Origin of the sequence: Plantactinospora sp. WMMB782, assembly GCF_049179135.1 — a bacterium.
In the GTDB taxonomy this organism is placed as follows: Bacteria; Actinomycetota; Actinomycetes; order Mycobacteriales; family Micromonosporaceae; genus Plantactinospora.
In genome coordinates this window covers 1427777-1451080 of sequence record NZ_JBMHMC010000007.1, presented here as the reverse complement: position 1 = coordinate 1451080, position 23304 = coordinate 1427777, and the positions used below count along the sequence as shown (strand labels likewise).

The 23304-nt window shown below is 71.4% G+C and carries 18 protein-coding genes and 1 pseudogene; 12 read left to right on the top strand and 7 right to left on the bottom strand.

What is annotated here, in order from left to right; all coding sequences use genetic code 11:
• Positions 1–47: 47 nt before the first annotated feature.
• The 3 genes from ACN28A_RS08430 to ACN28A_RS08420 all read right to left on the bottom strand — a co-directional run bounded on the left by ACN28A_RS08430 (position 48) and on the right by ACN28A_RS08420 (position 3326).
• Positions 48–1139 carry a sugar ABC transporter substrate-binding protein gene (locus ACN28A_RS08430; protein ID WP_421393887.1) on the bottom strand — a complete coding sequence of 364 codons (1092 nt, stop codon included), beginning with the start codon at positions 1137–1139 and terminating at the stop codon, positions 48–50.
• 454 nt (positions 1140–1593) lie between these two features.
• The gene (ybaK, locus tag ACN28A_RS08425; protein ID WP_421393885.1) at positions 1594–2073 is read right to left on the bottom strand and encodes a Cys-tRNA(Pro) deacylase; all 480 of its coding nucleotides are present in this window, start codon (positions 2071–2073) and stop codon (positions 1594–1596) included.
• Positions 2074–2084: 11 nt separating this feature from the next.
• Complete coding sequence (locus ACN28A_RS08420) at positions 2085–3326, bottom strand: THUMP-like domain-containing protein (RefSeq protein ID WP_421393883.1); 1242 nt, start codon at positions 3324–3326, stop codon at positions 2085–2087.
• Positions 3327–3574: 248 nt separating this feature from the next.
• Between ACN28A_RS08420 and groES the strand changes: the two genes are divergently transcribed.
• From groES to ACN28A_RS08385, 7 genes and pseudogenes are all read left to right on the top strand, one after another.
• Entirely contained in the window at positions 3575–3889 is a 315-nt protein-coding gene (gene groES / locus ACN28A_RS08415; protein WP_199187625.1) for a co-chaperone GroES, read from the top strand.
• A gap of 81 nt (positions 3890–3970) precedes the next feature.
• Complete coding sequence (gene groL / locus ACN28A_RS08410) at positions 3971–5617, top strand: chaperonin GroEL (protein ID WP_421393882.1); 1647 nt, start codon at positions 3971–3973, stop codon at positions 5615–5617.
• Between the two features lie 237 nt (positions 5618–5854).
• Entirely contained in the window at positions 5855–7423 is a 1569-nt protein-coding gene (locus ACN28A_RS08405; RefSeq protein WP_421404245.1) for a molybdopterin-dependent oxidoreductase, read from the top strand.
• A gap of 195 nt (positions 7424–7618) precedes the next feature.
• The gene (locus tag ACN28A_RS08400) at positions 7619–8644 is read left to right on the top strand and encodes a helix-turn-helix domain-containing protein (RefSeq protein ID WP_421393879.1); all 1026 of its coding nucleotides are present in this window, start codon (positions 7619–7621) and stop codon (positions 8642–8644) included.
• A 754-nt stretch (positions 8645–9398) separates the two neighbouring features.
• Positions 9399–9668 (top strand): annotated as a pseudogene (locus ACN28A_RS08395) (hypothetical protein); the annotation flags it as partial.
• The gene (locus ACN28A_RS08390) at positions 9654–10601 is read left to right on the top strand and encodes an FG-GAP repeat domain-containing protein (RefSeq protein WP_421404243.1); all 948 of its coding nucleotides are present in this window, start codon (positions 9654–9656) and stop codon (positions 10599–10601) included. The pseudogene ACN28A_RS08395 and the gene ACN28A_RS08390, both read left to right, overlap by 15 nt.
• Before the next feature lie 80 nt (positions 10602–10681).
• Positions 10682–12166 carry an FG-GAP repeat domain-containing protein gene (locus ACN28A_RS08385; RefSeq protein ID WP_421393876.1) on the top strand — a complete coding sequence of 495 codons (1485 nt, stop codon included), beginning with the start codon at positions 10682–10684 and terminating at the stop codon, positions 12164–12166.
• Between the two features lie 81 nt (positions 12167–12247).
• Here the strand turns inward: ACN28A_RS08385 and ACN28A_RS08380 are convergent, their stop codons facing one another.
• On the bottom strand, positions 12248–12628 hold the full coding sequence (locus ACN28A_RS08380; protein WP_421393874.1) for a WhiB family transcriptional regulator: 381 nt from the start codon (positions 12626–12628) through the stop codon (positions 12248–12250).
• A gap of 253 nt (positions 12629–12881) precedes the next feature.
• On the opposite strand from ACN28A_RS08380, the gene ACN28A_RS08375 reads away from it, so the two are divergent.
• Positions 12882–13922 (top strand): LuxR C-terminal-related transcriptional regulator, encoded by a 1041-nt coding sequence (locus ACN28A_RS08375; protein WP_421393873.1) that lies wholly within the window; start codon positions 12882–12884, stop codon positions 13920–13922.
• 65 nt (positions 13923–13987) lie between these two features.
• Here the strand turns inward: ACN28A_RS08375 and ACN28A_RS08370 are convergent, their stop codons facing one another.
• The gene (locus ACN28A_RS08370) at positions 13988–14407 is read right to left on the bottom strand and encodes a DUF5319 domain-containing protein (RefSeq protein WP_278064192.1); all 420 of its coding nucleotides are present in this window, start codon (positions 14405–14407) and stop codon (positions 13988–13990) included.
• Between the two features lie 297 nt (positions 14408–14704).
• Here ACN28A_RS08370 and guaB point away from each other — a divergent pair, with 297 nt between their 5' ends.
• The 3 genes from guaB to ACN28A_RS08355 are packed head-to-tail and all read left to right on the top strand — an operon-like array spanning position 14705 to position 18912.
• Positions 14705–16267 carry an IMP dehydrogenase gene (gene guaB / locus ACN28A_RS08365; RefSeq protein WP_421404241.1) on the top strand — a complete coding sequence of 521 codons (1563 nt, stop codon included), beginning with the start codon at positions 14705–14707 and terminating at the stop codon, positions 16265–16267.
• 48 nt (positions 16268–16315) lie between these two features.
• Positions 16316–17434 carry a GuaB3 family IMP dehydrogenase-related protein gene (locus ACN28A_RS08360; protein ID WP_421393872.1) on the top strand — a complete coding sequence of 373 codons (1119 nt, stop codon included), beginning with the start codon at positions 16316–16318 and terminating at the stop codon, positions 17432–17434.
• A gap of 32 nt (positions 17435–17466) precedes the next feature.
• The gene (locus ACN28A_RS08355; RefSeq protein WP_421393870.1) at positions 17467–18912 is read left to right on the top strand and encodes a M1 family metallopeptidase; all 1446 of its coding nucleotides are present in this window, start codon (positions 17467–17469) and stop codon (positions 18910–18912) included.
• 64 nt (positions 18913–18976) lie between these two features.
• On the opposite strand, the gene ACN28A_RS08350 is transcribed toward ACN28A_RS08355, so the two are convergent.
• Together ACN28A_RS08350 and ACN28A_RS08345 are read right to left on the bottom strand one after the other, a co-directional pair.
• Positions 18977–19885 (bottom strand): hypothetical protein, encoded by a 909-nt coding sequence (locus ACN28A_RS08350; RefSeq protein ID WP_421393868.1) that lies wholly within the window; start codon positions 19883–19885, stop codon positions 18977–18979.
• Positions 19886–20184: 299 nt separating this feature from the next.
• Positions 20185–21261, bottom strand: coding sequence for an LCP family protein (locus ACN28A_RS08345; RefSeq protein WP_421404239.1), 1077 nt, complete (start codon positions 21259–21261; stop codon positions 20185–20187).
• Positions 21262–21529: 268 nt separating this feature from the next.
• Here ACN28A_RS08345 and ACN28A_RS08340 point away from each other — a divergent pair, with 268 nt between their 5' ends.
• The gene (locus ACN28A_RS08340) at positions 21530–23302 is read left to right on the top strand and encodes an FAD-dependent oxidoreductase (RefSeq protein WP_421393866.1); all 1773 of its coding nucleotides are present in this window, start codon (positions 21530–21532) and stop codon (positions 23300–23302) included.
• Positions 23303–23304: the final 2 nt, after the last annotated feature.

Genomic DNA, 23304 nt, shown 5'->3' with positions numbered 1-23304 from the left:
CGGGCGGCGTCCGCGGCGGGCCGATCGAGCCCAGTGTCGTACTCGGGTCAGCTCAGGCCGGCCTCGGCGCACGCGGCGGCGAAGGCGTCCTTGCAGAGTTCCGCCTTGCTGACGTAGCCGTCGTCGACGACGTCCTTGACGTTCTCCTTGTAGATGGCCTTCGGCTCGAGCAGCACCGCCGGCACGTCCCGGTTGCCCTCCGGGTCCTTCACCGTGGTGGGTGCGTCCTTCCGCTCGCCCTTGGCCAGCGCGATCGCCAGTTCGGCGGCGGCGTCGGCCTCCTTCTTGACCGCCTTGTAGACGGTCATGCACTGGTCACCGGCGAGGATGTTCTGCAGACCCTGCACGGTGGCGTCCTGGCCGGTCACCGGGACCTTGCCGTTGAGCTTGTTCCGCTTCAGCACGGAGATGACCGCGTTGCCCAGCCCGTCGTTCGCGGCCAGTACGCCGTCGATCTTGCCGTTCTGCTGGGTCATCATCTGCTCGAAGATCGTGCCGGCCTGGGTGTTGTCCCAGGCGGGCACCCACTGGTCCGGCCCCTTGACGTACTCCTTGGCGTCGTACTTGGGCTGGAGGATGCTGTCGTAGCCGTTCTTGAACAGGGTGGCGTTGTTGTCGGTCTCCGAGCCGTTCAGCTCGGCGATGACCGGGTTCTTGGCACCCTTGTCGGTCAGGCATTTGACCAGACCCTCGCCCTGGAGCTTGCCGACCGCCTCGTTGTCGAAGCTGACGTAGTACTCGGCGGAGCCGCCCAGGGTCAGCCGGTCGTAGTCGATGGTGAGTACGCCCTGGCTCTTGGCCTTGTCCAGGACCGCCTTGCCGGTGCCGGAGTCCAGGTTGACGATCATCAGGACGTTGACGCCCTCGGTCATCATCTGGTCGGCGATGGTCTGGAACTGTGCCTTGTCGCCCTGGGCGTTCTGGATGATGGACTTCACGCCGGCGGCGTCGAACGCCTCTTGCAGGTACTTGCGGTCCGCGGTCTCCCAGCGGACCGAGGAGGCGCTGTCCGGAAGGATGACGCCGATCTTCGGCTCGGCGGCTTTGCCGCCGCCGTCGCCGGCGTCGTCACCGCAGGCGGCGAGCCCGCCCGTGGTCAGCAGCCCCACGGCAGCGATGGTGAGGATCCCTCTGCGCATTGCACGGGTCCTTTCGGGGTGGGTGTGGTGTCTCGGGTTCAGCGGTGGTACACCGGAACGGGTCGCCGTGCTGCCCGGTGGCCTCCCCCCGTTGGGCTGCCCCGAGCGTCTCCGCCGGATGCCGGTCCGGCGGCGGGTCAGGTGGGCTGCGGCGACCGCCCGCCTCACTTTTGTTGTGTCCGGCAACGTATTTCGCGGGAAGTCGTTCGGGCAAGGTCACCGAGGCCACGAGTTTGTTGCTGGGGATAACAATTCAGCAACGTGAGGGACATCCCGGCATCGGCTGGTGGCAATAAGCCGGAAATGTGGCAACCCGGCTGCGAGCCCGGCGGGCCGGGGCACGGCACGCGGTGCTGAACCGCCGGTTCAGCGCACGGAGCCGGTCGGCTCAGGTCGCGGAGCCCGCCCGGTCAGCGCACGGAGCCGGCCGGGTCAGGGTGCGGCGACCGGCGGGTCAGGGTGCGGCGACCGGCGCGGTGGTGGCGGAGGTGAGCCGGATCAGGTCGGCCGGAGCGAGTTCGAGTTGCAGCCCCCGGCGGCCGGCCGAGACGTAGACGGTGGGGAAGCGCTCGGCCGAGGCGTCCAGCACGGTGGGCAACGCCCTGCGCTGTCCGAGCGGGCTGATGCCGCCCCGGACATAGCCGGTGGTGCGCTCGGCCAGTGCCCGGTCGGCGAGCGTCGCCCGCTTGCCGCCCACCGCGACCGCCAGTGCCTTGAGGTCGAGTTCCCCGGTCACCGGCACCACCGCCACCGTCAGCACCCCGTCGACGCTGGCGACAAGCGACTTGAAGACCCGCTCCGGCGCCACGCCGAGCGCCGCCGCCACCTCGGCGCCGTAGTTCGGGGTCTCCGGCGCGACGTCGTACGGATGCAGGGTGTGCGCGACCCGCTGCCGGGTCAGCAGCGCGGTCGCCGGTGTGCCCCTGCCTGCCACGACCGCGCAGCCTACCCGCTCGACGCGGTCAGGTCGGGGGCCGGCACCGGACGGCAGAGCAGCACGGTGGGTGCACCGGCGACCCGGGTCAGCACCAGACTGATCGCCGCACCGCCGGCCAGCCGCAGGTCGCGGCGGAGCCGCTCCGGCTCCAGCGCCGAGCCCCGCTTCAGGATCTCCGCCCGGCCGACCCCCAGCTCCCGCAGCCGGGCGCGCAGCCGTTTCAGCGAGAACGGCAGCGCCTCGACCAACTCGAGGCACCGGGCGTACGGGGTGGGCTGGGCGGTGTCGGCGTAGACGTACGCGATCTCGGGGTCGGCGAGGGTGCCGTCGACCGTACCGGCGAACTCGGCGACCAGGTGGGACCGGACCACCGCCGGGTCCGGGTCGTACAGGTAGCGCCGGAGCGGGCCGACCGGCGCCGGCCGGGTGCCGTCGCCGGTGAGTTCGTGTACCGCCGACCCGACCAGCAGGGTGGCCCGGCGCGGCACCGTGCCGAGCGGGCCGGAGCCGAGCGGGCCGGACCAGACGGTCGCCTCGACCAGGTCGCCGTCGACGCTCACCCACTCGCCCTCGGCACCCGCCGGCAGCAGCCGGTGGTCGATCCCGGGGGCGACCTTGAAGACCGTCCGGGGCACCCGGCCGGCCAGGTCGAGCAGGAAGTCCCAGGGCGGCGAGTAGGCGGCCGGGTCGAAGATCCGCCGGCCGGTGCCGGCCCGCCGCCGGGCCGGGTCGCAGAACACCGCGTCGACCGGCCGCCCCTGCACGGCGGTGACGTCGAACCGCGTCGCGTCGCCGAGCGTGACCGTGAAGGCGTCGGCCACTCCGGCCGCCCCGGCGTTCGCGGCGGCCATCGCCGCGGTGAGCGGGTCGGCCTCCACGCCGTACACCCGGATGCCGGCGCGGGCGGCGGCGATGGCGTCGGCGCCGAGGCCGCAGCCGAGGTCCACGAGCGTGCCGACCCCGGCGGCGCGCAGCCGGGCGGCCCGGCGGGCGGCGACGACGGCCCGGGTGGCCTGCTCCAGCCCGGCCCGGGTGAAGAACATCCCGGCGGCCTCCGGGCCGAACTTGGGCACCGCCCGGCGGCGCAGCCCGGCCTGGGTCAGCGCGGCGGCGGCCAGCCCGGCCGGCAGCCCGGCCGCGCGCAGCGCCGCCGCCGCGGCCAGCGGGTCGCCGTCGGCCAGTTCGGCGGCGGCGGCCAGCGCGGTTCCCCCTTCCGGGGTACGCAGCGCGGCGAACTGCTCCAGGTCCACCGCAGCATTGTGCCGGCCGACGCCGGGAAAGGGCGTGTCGGGTTGGCACTCTCCTTGACGGAGTGCTAGCCGCCGGCATAACCTGCGGTTAGCACTCTCAAACCGAGGGTGCCAGCTTCCGGGCGGTTGTCCGGGAGTTGAACGCCAGGCGGACCGGCACCCGCGACGACGGCCCCGCCCGGTGGCATGTGGCAGATTGACGCTGGTCGGCTCGCCGGCCGGCACAGAAACCAGTACCCCAGGAGGGTATGCCCGTGACTACCGCGACCAAGGTTGCGATCAAGCCGCTCGAGGACCGGATCCTGGTCCAGGCGAACGAGGCTGAGACGACCACGGCGTCGGGCATCGTGATTCCCGACACCGCCAAGGAGAAGCCGCAGGAGGGCACCGTCCTCGCTGTCGGCCCCGGCCGCTTCGACGACGACGGCAACCGGATCCCGGTTGACGTGAAGGTCGGCGACACGGTCATCTACTCGAAGTACGGCGGCACCGAGGTCAAGTACGCCGGCGAGGAGTACCTGGTGCTCTCCGCCCGCGACGTCCTCGCCGTCATCGAGAAGTGATCTGACTGATTTCAGTGACGCTGCCCCGGACCGGCCCTGCCGGGCCGGGGCAGCGCTGCGTGAAGGGACCCTGTTAACACAATGGCGAAGATTCTGAGCTTCTCGGATGACGCCCGGCACCTGCTGGAGCACGGTGTCAACACGCTCGCGGACACGGTCAAGGTCACTCTCGGCCCGCGCGGGCGCAACGTCGTCCTGGACAAGAAGTTCGGTGCCCCGACGATCACCAACGACGGCGTGACCATCGCCAAGGAGATCGAACTCACCAACCCGTACGAGAACCTCGGCGCGCAGCTGGTCAAGGAGGTGGCGACCAAGACCAACGACGTCGCCGGCGACGGGACCACCACCGCCACCGTGTTGGCCCAGGCGATGGTCCGGGAGGGCCTGCGCAACGTGGCCGCCGGCGCCGGGCCGGCCGCGCTGAAGCGGGGCATCGACCTGGCCGCCGCGAAGATCTCCGAGGCGCTGCTGGAGAAGGCCGTCGAGGTGGGCAGCCGGGAGTCGGTCGCGCACGTGGCGACGATCTCGGCCCAGGACGCCACCATCGGCGACCTGATCGCCGAGGCGATGGAGAAGGTCGGCCGGGACGGTGTGATCACCGTCGAGGAGGGCTCGACCCTGGCCACCGAACTGGAGGTCACCGAGGGCCTCCAGTTCGACAAGGGCTTCGTCTCGCCGAACTTCGTCACCGACACGGAGTCGCAGGAGGCGGTGCTCGAGGACGCGTACATCCTGATCACCACCCAGAAGATCTCCTCGATCGAGGAGCTGCTGCCGCTGCTGGAGAAGGTCCTGCAGAGCGGCAAGCCGCTGCTGATCGTCGCCGAGGACGTGGAGGGGCAGGCGCTCTCCACCCTGGTGGTCAACTCGATCCGCAAGACCGTCAAGGTCTGCGCGGTGAAGGCGCCCGGCTTCGGCGACCGGCGCAAGGCGATGCTCCAGGACATGGCGATCCTGACCGGCGGCGAGGTGGTCGCCCCCGAGCTGGGCTACAAGCTCGACTCGGTCGGCGTCGAGGTGCTCGGCACCGCCCGCCGGGTGGTGGTCGACAAGGACAACACCACGATCATCGACGGCCGGGGCCGGGACAACGACGTCACCGAGCGGATCAGCCAGATCCGCAAGGAGATCGAGGCCTCCGACTCCGACTGGGACCGGGAGAAGCTCCAGGAGCGGCTGGCCAAGCTCTCCGGCGGCATCGCGGTGATCAAGGCCGGTGCGGCGACCGAGGTCGAGATGAAGGAGCGCAAGCACCGCATCGAGGACGCCATCGCCGCGACCAAGGCCGCGGTCGAGGAGGGTACCGTGCCGGGCGGCGGCGCCGCGCTGGTGCAGATCGCCTCGGCGCTCGACGGTGACCTCGGGCTGACCGGCGACGAGAAGGTGGGCGTCTCGATCGTCCGCAAGGCGCTGGTCGAGCCGCTGCGGTGGATCGCCCAGAACGCCGGGCACGACGGCTACGTGGTCGTGCAGAAGGTCGCCGAGCAGGGTTGGGGCACCGGCCTCGACGCCGCCACCGGCGAGTACAAGGACCTGGCCAAGGCCGGCATCGTCGACCCGGTGAAGGTGACCCGCAACGCGGTCACCAACGCGGCGTCGATCGCCGGGCTGCTGCTGACCACCGAGAGCCTGGTGGTGGAGAAGCCGGAGAAGGCCGAGCCGGCCGCCGCCGGTGGGCACGGCCACGGCCACGGGCACGGCCACCAGCACGGTCCGGGCTTCTGACCGGTCCATGCTTCTGACCGGTCCGGGGTTCCGACCGGCTTCGGCTGGATCCGGGCCGATCCGCTCCGCCCGGCCGACCAATTGGTCGGCCGGGCGGCGGTAACTCCGCGGCGCCCGTACCGGAAACACCGCGGTGCCGGTCTTACGAACCCCTGACGCGACTTCCCGGCACGAGCGCGGCCGGTGAACACTTGTCGGATGGACGCGAGCCCCCGGCAGATCCGAGCGGAGCCGGCAATGGTCCCGATCCGGCGTGGCGTTCCGGCTCGCCGTTTCGGCGCGCTCGCCGGGGTGGCCGCCGCGGCGGTCGCCCTCGGCGCGGCCGAGGCCGTGGCGGTGCTCACCGGGCCACGCTCCGCACCGCTGGTCGCGGTCGGCGGCGTCGTGGTGGACCTGGCGCCACCACCGCTCAAACAGTTCGCCGTCGACGTCTTCTACGTCTACGACAAGATCGCTCTGCTGGTCGGCACCTCGCTGCTGCTGGCCGTCTTCGCCGCCATGGTCGGGCTGGTCGCACTCCGCTCGGTGTTCCTCGGGTACGCCGGGATCGCCCTCTTCGGCGCGGTCGGCGTGCTGGCGGCGCTCACCCGTCCCGGAGCCGGCCCGGTTGCCGCGCTGCCGTCGCTGGTGGGCGCCGGACTGGCGGCCGGGGTGCTCTGGCTCCTCGTAGCCGGCCCGCTCGGCCGGTCACTGGCCGTGCCGACGCCTCCGGACGGCGGTGTTGCCGCACATCCGGGCGAGTACGCGCGGCGGCGGTTCCTCACCGGGGTCGGGCTGGCGTTCGGCGGTGCGGCGGTCGGCGGCTTCGGCGGGCGCTGGCTCTCGACCCGCCGGGGTGTCTCGGCCGCCCGCGAGGCCGTCAGGCTGCCTGCTCCGGCCAGCGCGGCGGGGCCGGTGCCGGCCGGGGTCGATCCGGCGGTGCCGGGGCTGTCGCCGTACGTGACGCCGAACCGGAGCTTCTACCGGATCGACACCGCGCTCGTGGTGCCGCGGGTGGACCCGGAGACATGGCGGCTGCGGATCACCGGCCGGGTCCGCAATCCGATGACGCTGAGCTATGCCGACCTGCTTGCCCGGCCAATGATGGAACGCCACATCACCCTGGCATGCGTCTCGAACGAGGTCGGCGGTGACCTGATCGGCAACGCCCGCTGGCTTGGCGTGCCACTGGGCCCGCTGCTCGCCGAGGCCGGCCCACTGGACGGAACGGACCAGGTGGTGGGGCGCTCCGCCGACGGCTGGACCTGTGGCAGCCCGACCGCGCTGCTCACCGACGGCCGGGACGCGATGCTGGCCGTCGGGATGGACGGCGAACCGCTGCCGATCGAACACGGCTTTCCGGTCCGGATTGTGGTGCCCGGCCTGTACGGCTACGTCTCGGCCTGCAAGTGGCTCGTCGAACTGGAGTTGACGAGCTTCGCCGACTTCGACGCCTACTGGGTGCCCCGGGGCTGGTCGGCGCGGGGGCCGATCAAGACGCAGTCACGGATCGACACCCCACGGGCGGGCCGGGAACTGTCGGCCGGCGAGGTCGCCGTCGCCGGGGTGGCATGGGCGCAGCACGTGGGGATCCGGCAGGTCGAGGTACGCGTAGACGACGGAGACTGGCAACCGGCGACGCTGGCCCCGGCGGCCTCGACCGACACCTGGGTGCAGTGGTCCTGGCGGTGGACCGCCGACCCGGGCGAGCACACCCTGCGGGTGCGGGCGACGGACGCCACCGGCGCGGTGCAGACCGGCCAGTCCCGTCCGGTCGCTCCGGACGGCGCCACCGGTTGGCACACGGTCCGGGTCACCGTCTCCTGAGCAGCCGGTCGGCGGTTCCGTTCCAGGCGCCGTCCCGGAGTGACACCTGTTGGCCTCCTGCCGGCCATGTCGGTGACACCTTCCGTACACCATCGAAGACCTTCGCGGTGCCTAGATTGTCTCTCCGGGTTACCTCGGCTACCGCTCGCCGGCGCGTCGGTGGTGACCGTCACGGGGACGGCACGGGGGTGCGGTATGCGGGACGGCCAGTTCGTGATGAGCACGCGGGACAAGCCGCCAGCGGAGCGGCTCGACCACTGGCGCGAGATGTTGTCCATGTCACTGGGACGGGTGCAGGTCTGGTCCGAGCGACCGGCCGACTTCATCGCGTCGGTCCGGACCGTCTGCCTCGGTGCCATCGACTTCTCCGTCTACACGCTCCCGTCGCTGCGCATGGCGCGTACCCGGAGGATGATCCGATCCTCGGACGCCGAGTACTACAAGATCAACATGGTTCTGCTCGGCAGCGGTCTTGTCGAGCAGAACCGCAACACCAGCGTGCCCGGCCCCGGCCAGCTCAGCTTCCTCGACACGTCGAGTCCGCACGACATCAGATATGCGGAGGATCCTGGCGGTAGGGGCGGCGTCGCCCTGACCGTGCGGGTCCCCCACGCGCTCCTACCGATCCCGGTCGACAAGGCGAGACGGCTGTACGGGACCTGCCTGGACCCGCGGCACGTTCCCCTCGGTGCTGTACTCGCCAACCATCTCACCGGCCTCGCCCGACATGTGGACCGGCTCGCGCCCGCCGACGCGATCCGGCTCGGGGCCGTCACCCTCGACCTCGTCGCGGCCGTCTCCGCCCACCGGCTCGAACTGGGCGCCACGCTCCCGTACGAGACCCGGCAGCAGGCCACCTACCGGCAGATGCTGACCTTCGTCGAGTCCCGACTCGCCGACCCGGCGCTGTCGCCCGCGGTGATCGCCACTGCTCATCACATCTCCCTGCGCAGCCTGCACCGCCTCTTCGAGGCCGACGGGCAGACCGTCGCCGGCTGGATCCGCCGCCGCAGGCTCGATCGCTGTCGCCGCGATCTCGCCGACCCCGAGCTTGCCGGCCTCCCCATCCAGGCCATCGCCGCCCGATGGGGATTCCCGAGCGGCGGACACTTCACCCGGCTCTTCACCTCCGGCGTCGGGATGAGTCCACTGGCCTACCGTCGGCTACACCAGAGCGTCCGACCGGCCGGTGTCGGCGTATCGGCGCCCCGAGGGCGGTGAACCGGGGCGGGCGGGATCCCTGGGCGACGCCCGCCGACGGTGCGGATGACGCCGGCGGCGACGACTGGCACGGATGTTCAACCGCCCGGCACGGGTTGGCATTGACGTATTTGATCGCCCGGGCCATGATTCTCCGGAATCACGGAAGCGGGCGCCCCCTCGGGGGTCCCGTTTCGCGGCAGCGCATCCGGAGCCGTCTTGCGGGGAGCTTTATCCGACTCGCGGCCCGACGTCCGGGAACCGAAATCTCCGAACACCATACGAGGGTGAGGGAAATACGGTGCGTTCATCGACAGGCGAGCCTGTGTCGGCAGGGGTGCCAAAACTGAGGGTACTACGCGGGTTGGTCGCAGTCGCCTCGATGGTGCTGCCCGTTGGAATCGTCCTGGTTCCGGCCGCACCTGCCGCCGCCAATCCGAATCCGGCCAGGATCACGGACGCTTCCTGGTGGCTGATGCAGGAGTTGCTGAAGCTGGATCCCGGTACGCAGAACGGCGGCATCTACGCCAACAAGCCCGGCTACCACAACACTCGCGCGGCGAACAGTTCGAACGACTACTCGGTGCGGGATGCCGAGGACAAGGGAGGGCCGTCCGACAAAGCCGCCGCGTACGACTGGACTTTTCCCGAGGCCCAGGGCCTTCTTGCCGCCGGGCAGGTGGCGATCGAGGTCGAGGGTTCCGCCGACAGCGACCATTCCGGACAGGTCGACGGAAGCGGCGCTCCGGGCAGCCAGGCCCTCGCCGCCGACTACAGCAACATCGCCCGGTTCTCCAGCCGGCTGCTGGCCTCCGGCAGGGACTCCAACGATCCTCGCCTGGACGGGTGGCGGGAGTTCTACGGGCAGGCTGACAACGACAGCGCCGTGGAGGGCTGGGACTTCCGGTACGACCGCGCGGTCTCGTCGGACCAGTCGCACCTCTGGCACATCCATCTGAGTGAGGACCGGGACAAGGTCACCAGCATGGAGAACAAGCGGGCCCTGCTGAGCGTACTCCGGGGCGAGACCGTGGCGGAGTGGCGCAACGGGGGCGGCGGCAGGACCGCCGGAGTCGACTACGACGGCGATCGTCGCAGTGACCTGGCCCTGTACCGGCGGGATGCCCAGTCGGGTTCGTCGTGGTGGGTGAAGAGTGTGACGGGCGCCCAGTTGTTCGCCGACCACAAGTACGGCGGTTCGACCGATATCCCGGTGCCTGGCGACTATGACGGCGACGGGCGTGCTGACCTGGCGTTGTTCCGGCGGGACTGTACGAACGGTTCGTCGTGGTGGGTGAAGCTCGCCACCGGGGCCCAGTTGTTCGCCGACCACAGATACGGTGGCTGTGCCGACATCCCCGTGCCGGGTGATTACGACGCCGACGGACGCAGCGATCTGGCCCTGTACCGGCGGGATGCCCAGTCGGGTTCGTCGTGGTGGGTGAAGAGTGCGACGGGCGCCCAGTTGTTCGCCGACCACAAGTACGGCGGTTCGACCGATATCCCGGTGCCCGGTGACTATGACGGCGACGGGCGTGCTGACCTGGCGTTGTTCCGGCGGGACTGTACGAACGGTTCGTCGTGGTGGGTGAAGCTCGCCACCGGGGCCCAGTTGTTCGCCGACCACAGATACGGTGGCTGTGCGGACATCCCGGTTTCGGGTGACTACGACGGCGACGGGCGGGCTGATCTGGCGTTGTTCCGGCGGGACTGTGCGAATGGTTCGTCGTGGTGGGTGAAGAGTGCGACGGGCGCCCAGTTGTTCGCCGACCACAAATACGGCGGTTGTGCGGACATCCCGGTTTCGGGCGACTATTCCGGTGACGGGCGGGCTGATTTCGCGTTGTTCCGGCGGGACTGTGCGAATGGTTCGACGTGGTGGGTGAAGGATTCGGCGTCGGGTGCGCAGTTGTTCGCCGACCACCGGTACGGCGGCTGTGCCGACATTCCCGCCGCCAGCAATCCCGCCACCACCTGATTCGCCGGGCCACCCGTCGACGGGGTGGCCCGGCCCCCTTGCACCCGGCTGAATCCCCCCGGTCCGACAAGGAGCCCCGCATGAAAGTCGTCCGCTACGCCGTGCTCACGGCGCTGGCAATTCTCGGCACCCTCGTGGTCCAGCCGCCCGCCGCCCGGGCGGCGGTCGTCCCGGACTGCACCTCCGCCGCACCGACCAGCGCGGACGCGGAGTTCGCCGCTCGCGTCAAGCCAACTCTGACGCGCACCATGTCCCAGAGCTTCAATGCCAGCCGGGCAGCCTGCGTCCGGGTCATCGTGCTGACGGTCAAGAACCGCGGCCTGCCGTCCCACGCCGCCACCCTCGCCATCACCACCGCGATCGTGGAGAGCGGTATCCAGAACCTCAACCACGGCGACCGGGACAGCCTCGGCCTCTACCAGCAGCGCCCCAGCCAGGGTTGGGGCACGGAGAGCCAGATCCTCGACCCGGTGTACGCCACGAACGCGTTCCTCGGCGCGATGCTGCGCAAGTTCCCGAACAACAGCTGGCTCACCAGGCCGGTGGGTGAAGTGTGCCAGGCCGTGCAGATCTCCGCGTTTCCCGAGCGCTACGGCGAGCAGGCCGGCGACGGGGCGAAGATCGCGGCCGCCGCCTGGGGCGGCCACTCGGGCGCGGCGGTGGACTACGACGGCGACCGCCGGGCGGATCTGGCGCTGTACCGGCGGAACGCTCAGACGGGTTCGTCGTGGTGGGTGAAGTCGGTGTCGGGTACCCAGTTGTTGGCCGATCACAGGTACGGCGGTGCGTCGGACATTCCCGCCCCGGGTGACTACGACGGTGACGGGCGTACGGACCTGGCGTTGTTCCGGCGTGACTGTGTCAACGGTTCGACCTGGTGGGTGAAGGCCGCGTCGGGTACGCAGTTGTTGGCCGATCACAGGTACGGCGGGTGCGAGGACGTTCCCGCCCCGGGTGACTACGACGGTGACGGGCGTACGGACCTGGCGTTGTTCCGGCGTGACTGTGTCAACGGTTCGACCTGGTGGGTGAAGGCCGCGTCGGGTACGCAGTTGTTGGCCGATCACAGGTACGGCGGGTGCGAGGACGTTCCCGCCCCGGGTGACTACGACGGTGACGGGCGTACGGACCTGGCGTTGTTCCGGCGGAACGCTCAGACGGGTTCGTCGTGGTGGGTGAAGTCGGTGTCGGGTACCCAGTTGCTGGCCGATCACAGGTACGGCGGTGCGTCGGACATTCCCGCGCCGGGGGACTACGACGGTGACGGGCGTACGGACCTGGCGCTGTACCGGCGTGACTGCGCCGAGGGGTCGTCGTGGTGGGTGAAGCCGGTGTCGGGCACCCAGCTGTTCGCCGATCACAAATACGGCGGGTGTGCGGACATCCCCGCGCCGGGTGACTACTCCGGTGACGGGCGTACCGATCTGGCGCTGTACCGGCGTGACTGCACTGACGGTTCGTCCTGGTGGGTGAGGAACTCGGCCACCGGTGCGAACCTCCTCGCCGACCACAGGTACGGCGGCTGTGCCGACATCCCGGCCGCCAGCAACCCCGCCACCACCTGATCGAGCGAAGGAATCGGCCGGCGCCGTCCCCTCCGCAGGGGCGGCGCCGGCCGGCCCGTCGCGGTGGTCGGCCCGTCGCGGTCAGGCCGACCGTTGCATCGGCACCGTCGAACGGAAGGGTCGGCCGAGTCGGGCTTCCAGGCGGGCGATGTCGACCCGGTGCCCTCGACGGTCGGCGAGGTCCTCCCAGCCGAGGGCGAGCAGCCGGAGCCGCTCGGACTCGCTGAAACCACCCCACACCCCGTACGGCTCGCGTACGGCGAGCGCGTGGGCGGCGCACTCGGCCCGAACCGGACAGGCTCCGCAGACCGCCTTGGCGTTGGCCTCCCGGCGGTTGCGGGACGAGCCGCGCTCGCCGTCCGGGTGGAAGAACTGGGCGCTGTCCCGGCCCCGGCAGGCGCCAAGCCGCTGCCACTCCCACAGATCGACGATGGGTCCAGGCAGCCTGCGTACGTTCGACATCAGCACCCTCCTTCCGCGCGGCACCGCGAGAAACGCTCCGGTCGGGATCCGGGCGGCGGGCCGCGCAGGCGCACCGTTCCGACCACGGGTCCCGTTACCCCAGGCACGGACGACTCACACGTACTTGATCGCGAACTTCTGGCCACGAAGCCGATCGGTGCGGCGAATCGTCCAAAAAGTTTGTGGTTCATCCGGGGAAACTCATCATGATCATTCGACGGCGTGGTCTCCTCGTTGCGGAGAGGAGAGCACCGTGCGCACCGTTCTTGTCTGCGTCCGGACCCCGCTCGCGGCCCAGAACGTCGCGGCAGCGGCGGCCCGGCTGGGGTTGGCCGCCGCGGTCCGTACCGCGGTGTCCGATCCCGAGGCCATGCTCCGGCTCGCCGAGCGGCCGGCGGACGTCGTGCTCGCGGACACCGCGCTCACCCGTCCGGACAGCGTCGGCTTCACCCGGCGGGTCCTGGCCCGGTCGCCCGGAGCGGCGATCCTGCTGCTCGGCACCGAGGATCCCGGGGTCGCCGCGGCGACCATCGCGGCCGGCGCCCGGGGACTGATCCAGGGCAGCGACCACGACCTGGTGAGCGTGGTCGCGAAGGCGATCCTGCTGCTCGGCGGCAGATCCGGCCGGGGCGGTGCCACGCTGGCCGGTGGCGCGCTGGCCGGCGGCCAGGCGGGCGGCCCGGTCGGCGCCGGGCGCGGCGGCGAGTCCGGCGACGCGGGTGGCCATCCGGGCGCCGGGCAGCGGCTGGGCAGCGCGGTGCGGGCACCGACCGGACCGCGACCGGAAAACCCGGCAGGTGACGGATCCGGCGGCGGTCGCCCGACGGCGGACGAGTCGACGGTACGCCGCCGCGACGACCCGGAGTCGCGGGTCGGCACCGGCGAGACGGGCGGGGAGCAGCCGACCGGGCCGGCGATGGTGCCCGCCCAGCGTGGCGACGACCCCAACGCCCCGACCGAGCCGGCTCCCCCGGGCGGCACGGGGCCGGCGTACCCGGCGGAGCAGGGCGGCCCGGACAGGCCCGGCGGCGCCGCCGGGCAGCAGCCGCGCGGCGGCGACGGCACGGACGGCACCGGTCGCCCGGTAGCACCACGCCGGCCGGTGCTCACCGAGCGCGAGATGCAGGTGCTGGTCGGGATGGCGGACGGGAAGAGCAACGCGGAGATCGGCCGGGAGCTCTTCGTCTCCGAGGACACCGTGAAGACCCACGCCCGGCGGCTGTTCCGCAAACTCGGCGCCCGGGACCGGGCCCACGCCGTGGCGGCCGGCTTCCGCGCCGGCCTGGTCGCCTGACCGACTCCGTCCGGAGCCGACCAGATGCTCCGGGGCTGTCGGCAGCCGGTCGCGGGGCGACCCGCTCAGCGCGGCGTCTCGGCCTCGCCGTCGTTCTCCTCGGCGGTCTCGGTCAGGGTGTCGTGCACGCCGTCGGCGTAGCCTCGGGCGTACTCCCAGCTGACGTAGTGGTCCGGGTCGGGATCGTAGGCCGGCTCGTGCACCCGGGGCCGGCCGGAGTTGAGCAGGTGTCGCAGGTTGCCCCGGAGCAGGTCCCAGTCGAAGTAGTGCGGCTCACGGCAGTCCTCGCACTCGATGACGAGGCCGCGTACCCCGACCGGGCCGAGCAGCGCCTGGTAGATCTCCAGGTCGGCGAGGTCCTCGAGCACGTCCTGCCGCTCGACCTCGCTGAGCGGGTCGAGGTCGGCCTCCTCGCCCGGGTCGTCGAGGCCGGCGGAGGGATCGGCGGGGTCACCGTTGAACGGGTCGATCGGCTCCTCGTGCACCCCTCCACCGTAGTCCCAACAGCGCCCGGCGTGGTCACCCGTTCCTCGCCTGTACCGCGCCATTCCCGCGCCCGCGACGCCCACCCGGCACGGATGGGTACGATGAACCATCGCGCCGTACCCGGGGCGAGCCCTGACACCGCCCTGCCGCCAGGCAGCCTGTCCGACCAGCCCAGCGCCGAGGCGACCCGCGTCGGCGGTGGTCGCGCCGCGTCGGCGGTGATCGTCAACCACAGCACCGTCAAGCAGAGCAGCGTCAAGCACAGCACCGTCAACCACAGCAGCAGGGGACACATCGTGGAGAACCGACCCACCAACGACCTTCCGCTGGCCACCGACGCCGACCAGCTCGCCGGGCACCTGCCCGAACTGCCGGCCGGTTCGGCCCGGGTGGTGCCGCTCGGGTTGACCTTCGACGACGTGCTGCTGCAACCCGGTGAGTCCGAGATCATCCCGAGCCGGGTGAACACGATCACCCGGCTCAGCCGCAACGTCGAGCTCTCCATCCCGCTGGTCTCCAGCCCGATGGACACGGTGACCGAGGCCCGGATGGCGATCGCGATGGCCCGGCAGGGCGGCATCGGCGTACTGCACCGCAACCTCTCGATCGAGGACCAGGCGCTCCAGGTCGACCTGGTGAAGCGCTCCGAGGCCGGCATGGTCACCCACCCGGTCACCTGTGGGCCCGACGACACCCTGCGGGACGTCGACGCGCTCTGCGGCCGGTACCGGATCTCCGGGGTGCCGGTGACCGACGCCCAGGGCACCCTGGTCGGCATCGTGACCAACCGCGACATGCGGTTCGTCACCGACGGCGACACCCCGGTCCGGCAGATCATGACCCGGATGCCGCTGGTCACCGCCGAGGTGGGGGTGACCAAGGAGGAGGCGCTCGACCTGCTGCGTCGGCACAAGGTCGAGAAGCTGCCGATCGTCGACCCGGACGGGCGGCTGCGCGGCCTGATCACCGTCAAGGACTTCGCCAAGAGCGAGCAGTACCCGCTGGCCACCAAGGACGACGCCGGCCGGCTGCGGGTGGCCGCCGCCGTCGGGGTCGGCGAGGACGCCTACAAGCGGGCCCGCGCGCTCGTCGACGCCGGGGTCGACGTGCTGATCGTGGACACCGCGCACGGGCACCAGCGGGCCGTGCTGGACATGGTCGGCCGGCTCAAGCGGGACACCACCGTCGACGTGATCGGCGGCAACGTGGCCACGTACGCCGGGGCCAGGGCGCTTGTCGAGGCGGGCGCCGACGCCGTGAAGGTCGGGGTCGGTCCGGGTGCCATCTGCACCACCCGGATCGTCGCCGGGGTGGGCGTGCCGCAGATCACCGCGATCATGGAGGCGGCCCGGGCCGCCCGGCCGGCCGGGGTGCCGGTGATCGCCGACGGTGGCATCCAGTACTCCGGCGACATCGCCAAGGCGCTGGTGGCCGGCGGCGACACCGTGATGCTCGGCAGCCTGCTGGCCGGCTCCGAGGAGAGCCCCGGCGAGCTGATGTTCATCAACGGCAAGCAGTTCAAGGCGTACCGGGGGATGGGGTCGCTCGGCGCGATGCAGTCCCGTGGGCAGGCCCGCTCGTACTCCAAGGACCGCTACTTCCAGGACGACGTGACAAGCGAGGAGAAGCTGGTGCCGGAGGGTGTCGAGGGGCAGGTGCCCTACCGCGGCCCGCTGGCCCGGGTCGCCCACCAGCTCATCGGCGGCCTGCGGCTGGCGATGGGGTACGTCGGCGCGGAGACCATCCCCGAGCTGCACCGCCGGGGCCAGCTCATCCGGATCACCGCCGCCGGCCTGAAGGAGAGCCACCCGCACGACATCCAGATGACGGTCGAGGCGCCGAACTACCACACCCGCTGACGGTCGCCGCCTTCCCGCCACCACCCCCTTTCTACTCTGGAGTGACCCATGCGTGACGTGGTCGAGATCGGGCTGGGCAAGACCGCACAGCGCGGCTACCACCTGGACGACATCGCGATCGTGCCGAGCCGGCGTACCCGGGACGTGGACGACGTCTCGACGGCCTGGCAGCTCGACGCGTACCAGTTCGGGATCCCCTGCGTCGGGCACCCCTCGGACGCCACCATGAGCCCCGCCTCGGCGGTCGCGCTGGGCCGGCTCGGTGGGCTCGGGGTGCTCAACGTCGAGGGCCTGTGGACCCGGTACGAGGACCCGGGCAAGGTCCTGGAGGAGCTGTCCCGGCTGGAGGAGGGCTCCGCCGCCACCCGCCGGCTCCAGGAGGTGTACTCCGAACCGATCCGCCCCGAGCTGATCGCCGAGCGGGTACGCCAGATGCGCGAGGGCGGCGGCACGGTCGCCGTCCGGGTCTCCCCGCAGCACACCCTGGCGCTGGCCCCGGTGATCCTGGACGCCGGGGTGGACATCCTGGTGATCCAGGGCACGATCGTCTCGGCCGAGCACGTCTCCACCACCGACGAGCCGCTCAACCTCAAGGAGTTCATCGCCGACCTCGACCTGCCGGTCGTCGCCGGTGGCTGCACCGACTACAAGACCGCGCTGCACCTGATGCGCACCGGCGCGGCCGGGGTGATCGTCGGGCTCGGCGGCGACGACTGGTCGACCACCGAGTCGGTGCTCGGCATCCGGGTGCCGATGGCCAGCGCGATCGCGGACGCGGCGGCGGCCCGCCGGGACTACCTCGACGAGACCGGCGGCCGGTACGTGCACCTGATCGCCGACGGCGACCTGCAGACCTCCGGCGACATCGCCAAGGCGCTCGGCTGCGGCGCCGACGCGGTGATGCTCGGCGAGCCGCTCTCGCTCTGCGCCGAGGCACCGGCCGGGGGTGCCTGGTGGCATCCGGCGGCCAGTCACCCCAAGCTGCCGCGCGGGGCGTACGGGGTGGCCGACGAGCCGCTCGGCTCGATGGAGAAGCTGCTCTTCGGGCCCTCGGACGACCCGGAGGGGCAACTCAACCTGTTCGGCGGGCTGCGCCGGGCGATGGCGAAGTGCGGCTACCGGGACCTGAAGGAGTTCCAGAAGGTCGGGCTCGTCCTCGACCGGTGAGCGGTGGCCGCCACCGTGACCGCGGAGGCGTGATGGAGAGGTCGTCGAGGCGGCCGGGGCTGGCCGGCGTACCGCCGGCGCTACTGGCGGCGTTGTCGGCGACCCTGCTGGTGGTGGTCTCGGCCGGCGCCTGCACCGGCAGCCGCCGGGACGACCGGCCGACCGCCGGGTTCCGGCCCGGCGCACCCGGGGTCGGCGACCCGTACTTCCCGACCTACGGCAACGGCGGCTACGACGTCGCCGGCTACCACCTCAAGGTCCGGTACGACCCCGCCACCGACGAGCTGACCGGCGACGCCACAATCGAGGCGACCGCGACCCAGGAGCTGTCCCGGTTCAACCTCGACCTGGCCGGGCTGACCGTGGCGTCGGTGCAGGTGGACGGGGTCGACGCCGGACACGCCCGGACCGAGGACGAACTGGTGGTCACCCCGGCGACCGGCCTCGGCAAGGGCAGGAAATTCGGGGTACGGGTGCGCTACTCCGGTAGGCCGGCCCCGATCACCAGCCCCGAACTGGGCAGCGGCGGCCTGCTGCACACCTCGGACGGCGCGATCGCGCTCGGCCAGCCGGAGTCGGCGAGCACCTGGTTCCCGGTCAACGACCATCCGCAGGACAAGGCGACGTACCAGATCGAGGCGACCGTGCCGGCGGGGCTGGCGGCGCTGAGCAACGGCGTACCGGACGGCCGCAGCATCGCCGCCGGCTGGACCACCTGGCGCTGGGCGGAGCGGGTGCCGATGGCCAGCTACCTGGTCACCCTGGTGATCGGGAACTACCGGGTCAGCACCGGTACGCACGCCGGCCGGCCGATCGTCACCGCGATCGCGGCGAGCCTGCCGCCCGGCGGCCCCGCCGAGCGGTCCCTGGCCCGCACCGGCGAGATCGCCGACTTCCTGGCCACCCGGTTCGGCCCCTACCCCGTCGAGGCGTACGGCGGGATCGCGATCGCCGAGGAACGGATCGGGTACGCCCTGGAGACCCAGTCCCGCCCGGTGTACGGCCCGGCGTTCTTCACCGACGGCCCGGACCTGGCGGTGGTGGCGCACGAGCTGGCCCACCAGTGGTTCGGCAACAGCGTCTCGATCCGGCGCTGGAGCGACCTCTGGCTCAACGAGGGCTTCGCCACCTACGCGGAGTGGCTCTGGACCGAGCACGACGGCGGCCCGAGCGCGCAGGAGATGTTCGAGCGGCTCTACGCTGGCATGGACTGGGCGGCACCGGCGCTGGACCCGGGCCGGACGCAGATCTTCAGCCGGGCGGTCTACAAGCGCGGCGCGCTGGCCGTGCACGCGCTGCGGCGTACGGTCGGCGACGAGGCGTTCTTCCGGATCCTGACCACCTGGACGGCGGAGCGGCGCAACGGAAACGCGACCACCGAGGATCTGGTCGCGCACGCCGAACGGATTTCCGGAAAGAAGTTGCGGCAGTTCTTCGACGACTGGCTTTCCGGCGCCACGGCACCGTCGGTACCCTGATCGCCCAACGGGAAACCGCTGTGGCCCGACCGTCGGGCCACAGCGGTTTCCACCAGTTGTCGCGCTAGGCGGCGACGTAGTCGTTGAACACGTGGACCCCGTCGAATGAGCCGTCCGCGTTCGCCCGGTTCGTGTTGAAGTACAGTTTGCCGTCGCTGATTCCCACGCCCTCGATCTCGAACAGGGTCGAGTATTTCGAGGACGTGATCCGGAAGGAGAGGTCAGTGGCGGCGGGCGCTGTCCCGGTCGTGGTCGGCAGGACGTTCCGATAGACCAGCACGATGCTGCGGTTGGCCTTGGTCAGCGGGTAGTAGAGCATCCTCTTTCCCGCGTCGTAGAAGAACCCCTGGTTGGTGAAGGTGTTCAGGTCCGGCACCGTGGCACCGTTTACCAGGGCGCCGTCGACCTGCAGGGTGAACGCGGTCGTCAGCTCGATGGTCCCGGAGTTGGCACGCAGCGGAAGGCTGCCGTTGTAGACCGTCCGGCCGCTCTTGAACATGAACGCGATCGTGGTGCTGCTTACCGAGACCCGGCTGATCCCGGACGGCGTCGCCACCGCCCCGTTCAGCCGCAGCTGGTACGACCCGGCGTGGTAGTAGGTGGTGCCGTCGTAGCGCAGCTTCACGAGCTGCGCGCCGCTGTCCTTCATGGTGACGACGAACATGTGGTGCTGTGCGTCGATGTCGACGATCGTCATGTCGTTCGCGTGCCCGAGCCACGGGTTCGTCGTCCCGCCGTTCGTGCCGTTCGTCATCAGCACCCGCGCACCGCTGGTCTTGTGCACTCGGTAGATGACGGAGGTGTCGTCGTAGTTGGTGCGGTTCTTGATGGAGTAGAGGTAGGTGGAACCGGCGGCGAAGCCCTGCGCCCCGGTGCAGCAGCTCGTGTTGGGGGTGCTGGCTATGTCGCTGTACGTGTTGTAGTAGGCGGCCTGGGCCGGATTTCCGGACAGGACCAGAAAACCGGTGACCATCGCGGCCAATAATGTCAGTCTTTTACCGAAGCGCACGTTGTTCCTCCCCGTCGTCGACGACCTGGAGCCGGATGCCCCGGAGATCATCGAGTGCAGGCTATTGCTCGACGGTGGGACGGTCAAGACAACGACAAGCCCACTGAAGTACGCCGAAGCCTTAGCGGCACCCGCCGTAAAAGACCACCAGAAACGGTCACGCCGCCGCCCAGGTGCTCCCACCGCCGGGGCGGAGCCTTTGTGCGCAGTGGATGTCGTGACAGCGACAGTCACTGCGCACAGAGTGTCCTCAGAACGGGTGGTCAGGTCTTGATCACGAGTTTCGGGTTGGCCGTCAGGTAGGCGTCGGCCCGGCCGGCCCGCAGTTCGGTGATGAACTTCCTGCCCACCGAGGTGAGTTGCTCGCCCCGGTAGGAGCCGCCCCGGCCCACGCCGCTGCCGGGGAGGGCGACCAGGGTCATCGTCTCGGGGCGGAGCCGGCTCAGTGCGTACCCGAAGTCGACGATGTCCGAGCCGCTGCCGCTGACGAAGGTCAGCGCGTCGCCGAGGCTGCGGACCACCTGGCGTACCCGGTCGGGGTCCCGGGCCAGGTCCTGACTGAGGATCTGCGCCAGCATCGCCTTGATGAGCTGTTGCTGGTGCCGCTGCCGGGTGTAGGCCCCGCCGCTCGTGTAACGCTGCCGGGCGTAGTCCAGCGCCTGCCAGCCGTTGAACGACCGGCGCCCCTTCTCGTAGACCATCTGCGGCCCGACGTACCCGCCGCCGCGCAGCGCGCGGTGCGTACCGTCCGGTTCCCGGTGCTGCGAGACCACCCGCTGGTCGACGTAGAGCCGTACCCCGCCGAGCGCGTCGACCAGGTTGTCGAAGCCGCCGAAGGTGAGTACGGCACCCGCGTCGAACCGCTTGATCCCGGTGTACGCGCTGACGGTCGCGGAGAGCAGTTCGAAGCCCTGCGCGGTGTTCGGCTGCTTCTTCTTGCCCGGCACCCGGCTGCCGTAGCTCATCGCGTGGGTCAGCTTGGTGCGCTCGCCGGGGAACTTCGCCTTCGGGAAGCGCGGGATGTCGACCACCAGGTCGCGGGGGAGCGCGAACAGGTAGGCCCGGTCGAGTTCCTTCGTGACGTGCAGGATCAGTACCGCGTCGGCGTGCGGCTCCCAGCCCGGCTTGCTGATCCGGGTGTCGACGCCGACCAGCAGCAGGTTGAGCGGCCCCTCGATGTCGGCGCCGGGTTCCGGGGTCGGGCTCGGCGTCGGCGTCGGTGCCGCCGTGGTCGGTGCCGGCGTGCCGGGCCCCGCCGCCGGGGGCGGATCTCCGCCTCCGCCCCAGAACCGGTTGGCCGCGTACGCCGTGCCGGCCAGCAGCACCGCCAGCGCGACGATCGCGGCGACCCAGACGATCCGCCGCCGCCCCGGCCGGCCGCCCTCGCCGGGTACCGGCTCGCCGCCGTTCCCGGGTACGCCGTCGGGCTTTCCCCCGCTGTCTGCCACCCGTCCACTTCCCCTCGGCCGTGCGGTCTGCCAGGACCGGCCGTAACTAACAGACGCATCGTCGGCCCGCCGACGTTGCACCGCCGTGAGCGCGGCAGCAGGAAATGATGGCGCAGTCACACCCTGGTGCGATAGCTACTCGTCGGTAATGATGGCCGGCATGGGACGACCGCCCACCCCCGCCGCCATCCCCGCCGCCGATGTCGACTTCGACGTCGTCGTGGTCGGGTCCGGCTTCGGCGGCAGCGTGGCGGCGCTGCGGCTGGCCGAGAAGGGCTACTCGGTCGCCGTCCTGGAGGCCGGGCGGCGGTTCGCCGACCACGAACTGCCGGAGACCTCCTGGCGGATCCGCCGTTTCCTCTGGGCGCCGGCCCTGCGCTGCTACGGCATCCAGCGGATCAGCCTGCTCCGCTCCGCCGGCCGCCGACGTTCCACCGGCCAGGGCGGCACGGCCCCGGCGAAGGTACTGGTCCTCTCCGGTGCGGGTGTCGGCGGCGGCTCGCTGGTCTACGCCAACACCCTCTACGAACCGCCGCCGGCGTTCTACGACGATCCACAGTGGAGAGGGATCACCGACTGGCGGGCCGAACTCGCCCCCCACTACGACCAGGCGAAACGGATGCTGGGCGTGACGACGTACCCGAAGGAGACCGGCGCGGACCGGGCGATGCGGGCGGTCGCCGACCGGATGGGGGTCGGGCACACCTTCCGGGCCACCCCGGTCGGCGTCTACCTCGGCCGGCCGGGGCAGCGGGTCCCCGACCCCTACTTCGGCGGGGCCGGGCCGGAGCGCACCGGCTGCCTGCACTGCGGCGCCTGCATGACCGGCTGCCGGCACGGCGCCAAGAACAGCCTGGTCAAGAACTACCTCTGGCTGGCGGAGCGGCTCGGCGCCGAGGTCCGGCCGCTGACCACGGTGACCGCGGTCCGGCCGGCGCCGTCGGGCAACGGCTACGAGATCGAGACGGTACGCACCGGTGCCTGGCCGGTCCGGCACCGGCGCCGCATCCGGGCCGGTCAGGTGGTCCTCGCGGCCGGCGCGTTGCAGACCCAGCGGCTGCTGCACCGGATGCGCGCCGACGGGGCGCTGCCGCACCTGTCACCCCGGCTCGGCACCCTGACCCGGACCAACTCGGAGGCGATCCTCGGCGCCACGGTGCCGCTGCGCGCCGCCCGCCGGGCCGGCGTCGACTTCACCGAAGGGGTGGCGATCACCAGCTCCTTCCACCCCGACCCGGCCACCCACGTCGAGCCGGTCCGCTACGGCCGGGGCGCCAACGCGATGGGCCTGCTCCAGTCCGCCCTGGTCGACGGCGGCCCGCACCGGGTCCGGCGCTGGCTCGGCACGCTGGCCCGGCGACCGCTCACCTATCTGCCGCTGCTCTCGGTCCGGGACTGGTCCCGGCGTACCGTGATCGCGCTGGTCATGCAGTCGGTGGACAACTCCCTCACCGTGCACCTGCGGCGCGGGCGGCTCGGCCGGAACCGGCTGGCCAGCACCGCCGGGCACGGCGCCGCCAACCCCACCTGGATCCCGGCCGGCAACCGGGCCGTCCGGCTGCTCGCCGAGCAGCTCGGTGGCATCCCCGGCGGGTCGGTGACCGAGCCGTTCGACATGCCGGTCACCGCACACCTGCTCGGCGGCGCGGTGATCGGGGTCGGCGCCGCCGACGGGGTGGTCGACCCGTACCACCGGGTCTTCGGGCATCCGGGGCTGCACGTGGTGGACGGGGCGGCGGTCTCGGCCAACCTGGGGGTGAACCCGTCGCTGACCATCGCGGCCCAGGCGGAACGCGCGATCTCGTACTGGCCGAACCGGGGTGACCCGGATCTCCGGCCGCCGCCCGGCGCGCCGTACGCCCGGATTCCCCCGACACCGCCGCGCTCCCCGGCGGTGCCGGCGCACGCTCCAGGCGCGCTGCGCTGGGTGTGAGG

What these genes read in the sequence shown, in the direction of transcription:
- ACN28A_RS08430 (WP_421393887.1), bottom strand. Translation starts at nt 1,139, where the DNA reads ATGCGCAGAGGGATCCTCACCATCGCTGCCGTGGGGCTGCTGACCACG.
- groES (WP_199187625.1), top strand. Translation starts at nt 3,575, where the DNA reads ATGCCCGTGACTACCGCGACCAAGGTTGCGATCAAGCCGCTCGAGGAC.
- groL (WP_421393882.1), top strand. Translation starts at nt 3,971, where the DNA reads ATGGCGAAGATTCTGAGCTTCTCGGATGACGCCCGGCACCTGCTGGAG.
- ACN28A_RS08405 (WP_421404245.1), top strand. Translation starts at nt 5,855, where the DNA reads ATGGTCCCGATCCGGCGTGGCGTTCCGGCTCGCCGTTTCGGCGCGCTC.
- ACN28A_RS08400 (WP_421393879.1), top strand. Translation starts at nt 7,619, where the DNA reads ATGCGGGACGGCCAGTTCGTGATGAGCACGCGGGACAAGCCGCCAGCG.
- ACN28A_RS08385 (WP_421393876.1), top strand. Translation starts at nt 10,682, where the DNA reads ATGAAAGTCGTCCGCTACGCCGTGCTCACGGCGCTGGCAATTCTCGGC.
- ACN28A_RS08380 (WP_421393874.1), bottom strand. Translation starts at nt 12,628, where the DNA reads ATGTCGAACGTACGCAGGCTGCCTGGACCCATCGTCGATCTGTGGGAG.
- ACN28A_RS08360 (WP_421393872.1), top strand. Translation starts at nt 16,316, where the DNA reads ATGCGTGACGTGGTCGAGATCGGGCTGGGCAAGACCGCACAGCGCGGC.
- ACN28A_RS08355 (WP_421393870.1), top strand. Translation starts at nt 17,467, where the DNA reads ATGGAGAGGTCGTCGAGGCGGCCGGGGCTGGCCGGCGTACCGCCGGCG.
- ACN28A_RS08350 (WP_421393868.1), bottom strand. Translation starts at nt 19,885, where the DNA reads ATGGTCACCGGTTTTCTGGTCCTGTCCGGAAATCCGGCCCAGGCCGCC.
- ACN28A_RS08340 (WP_421393866.1), top strand. Translation starts at nt 21,530, where the DNA reads ATGGGACGACCGCCCACCCCCGCCGCCATCCCCGCCGCCGATGTCGAC.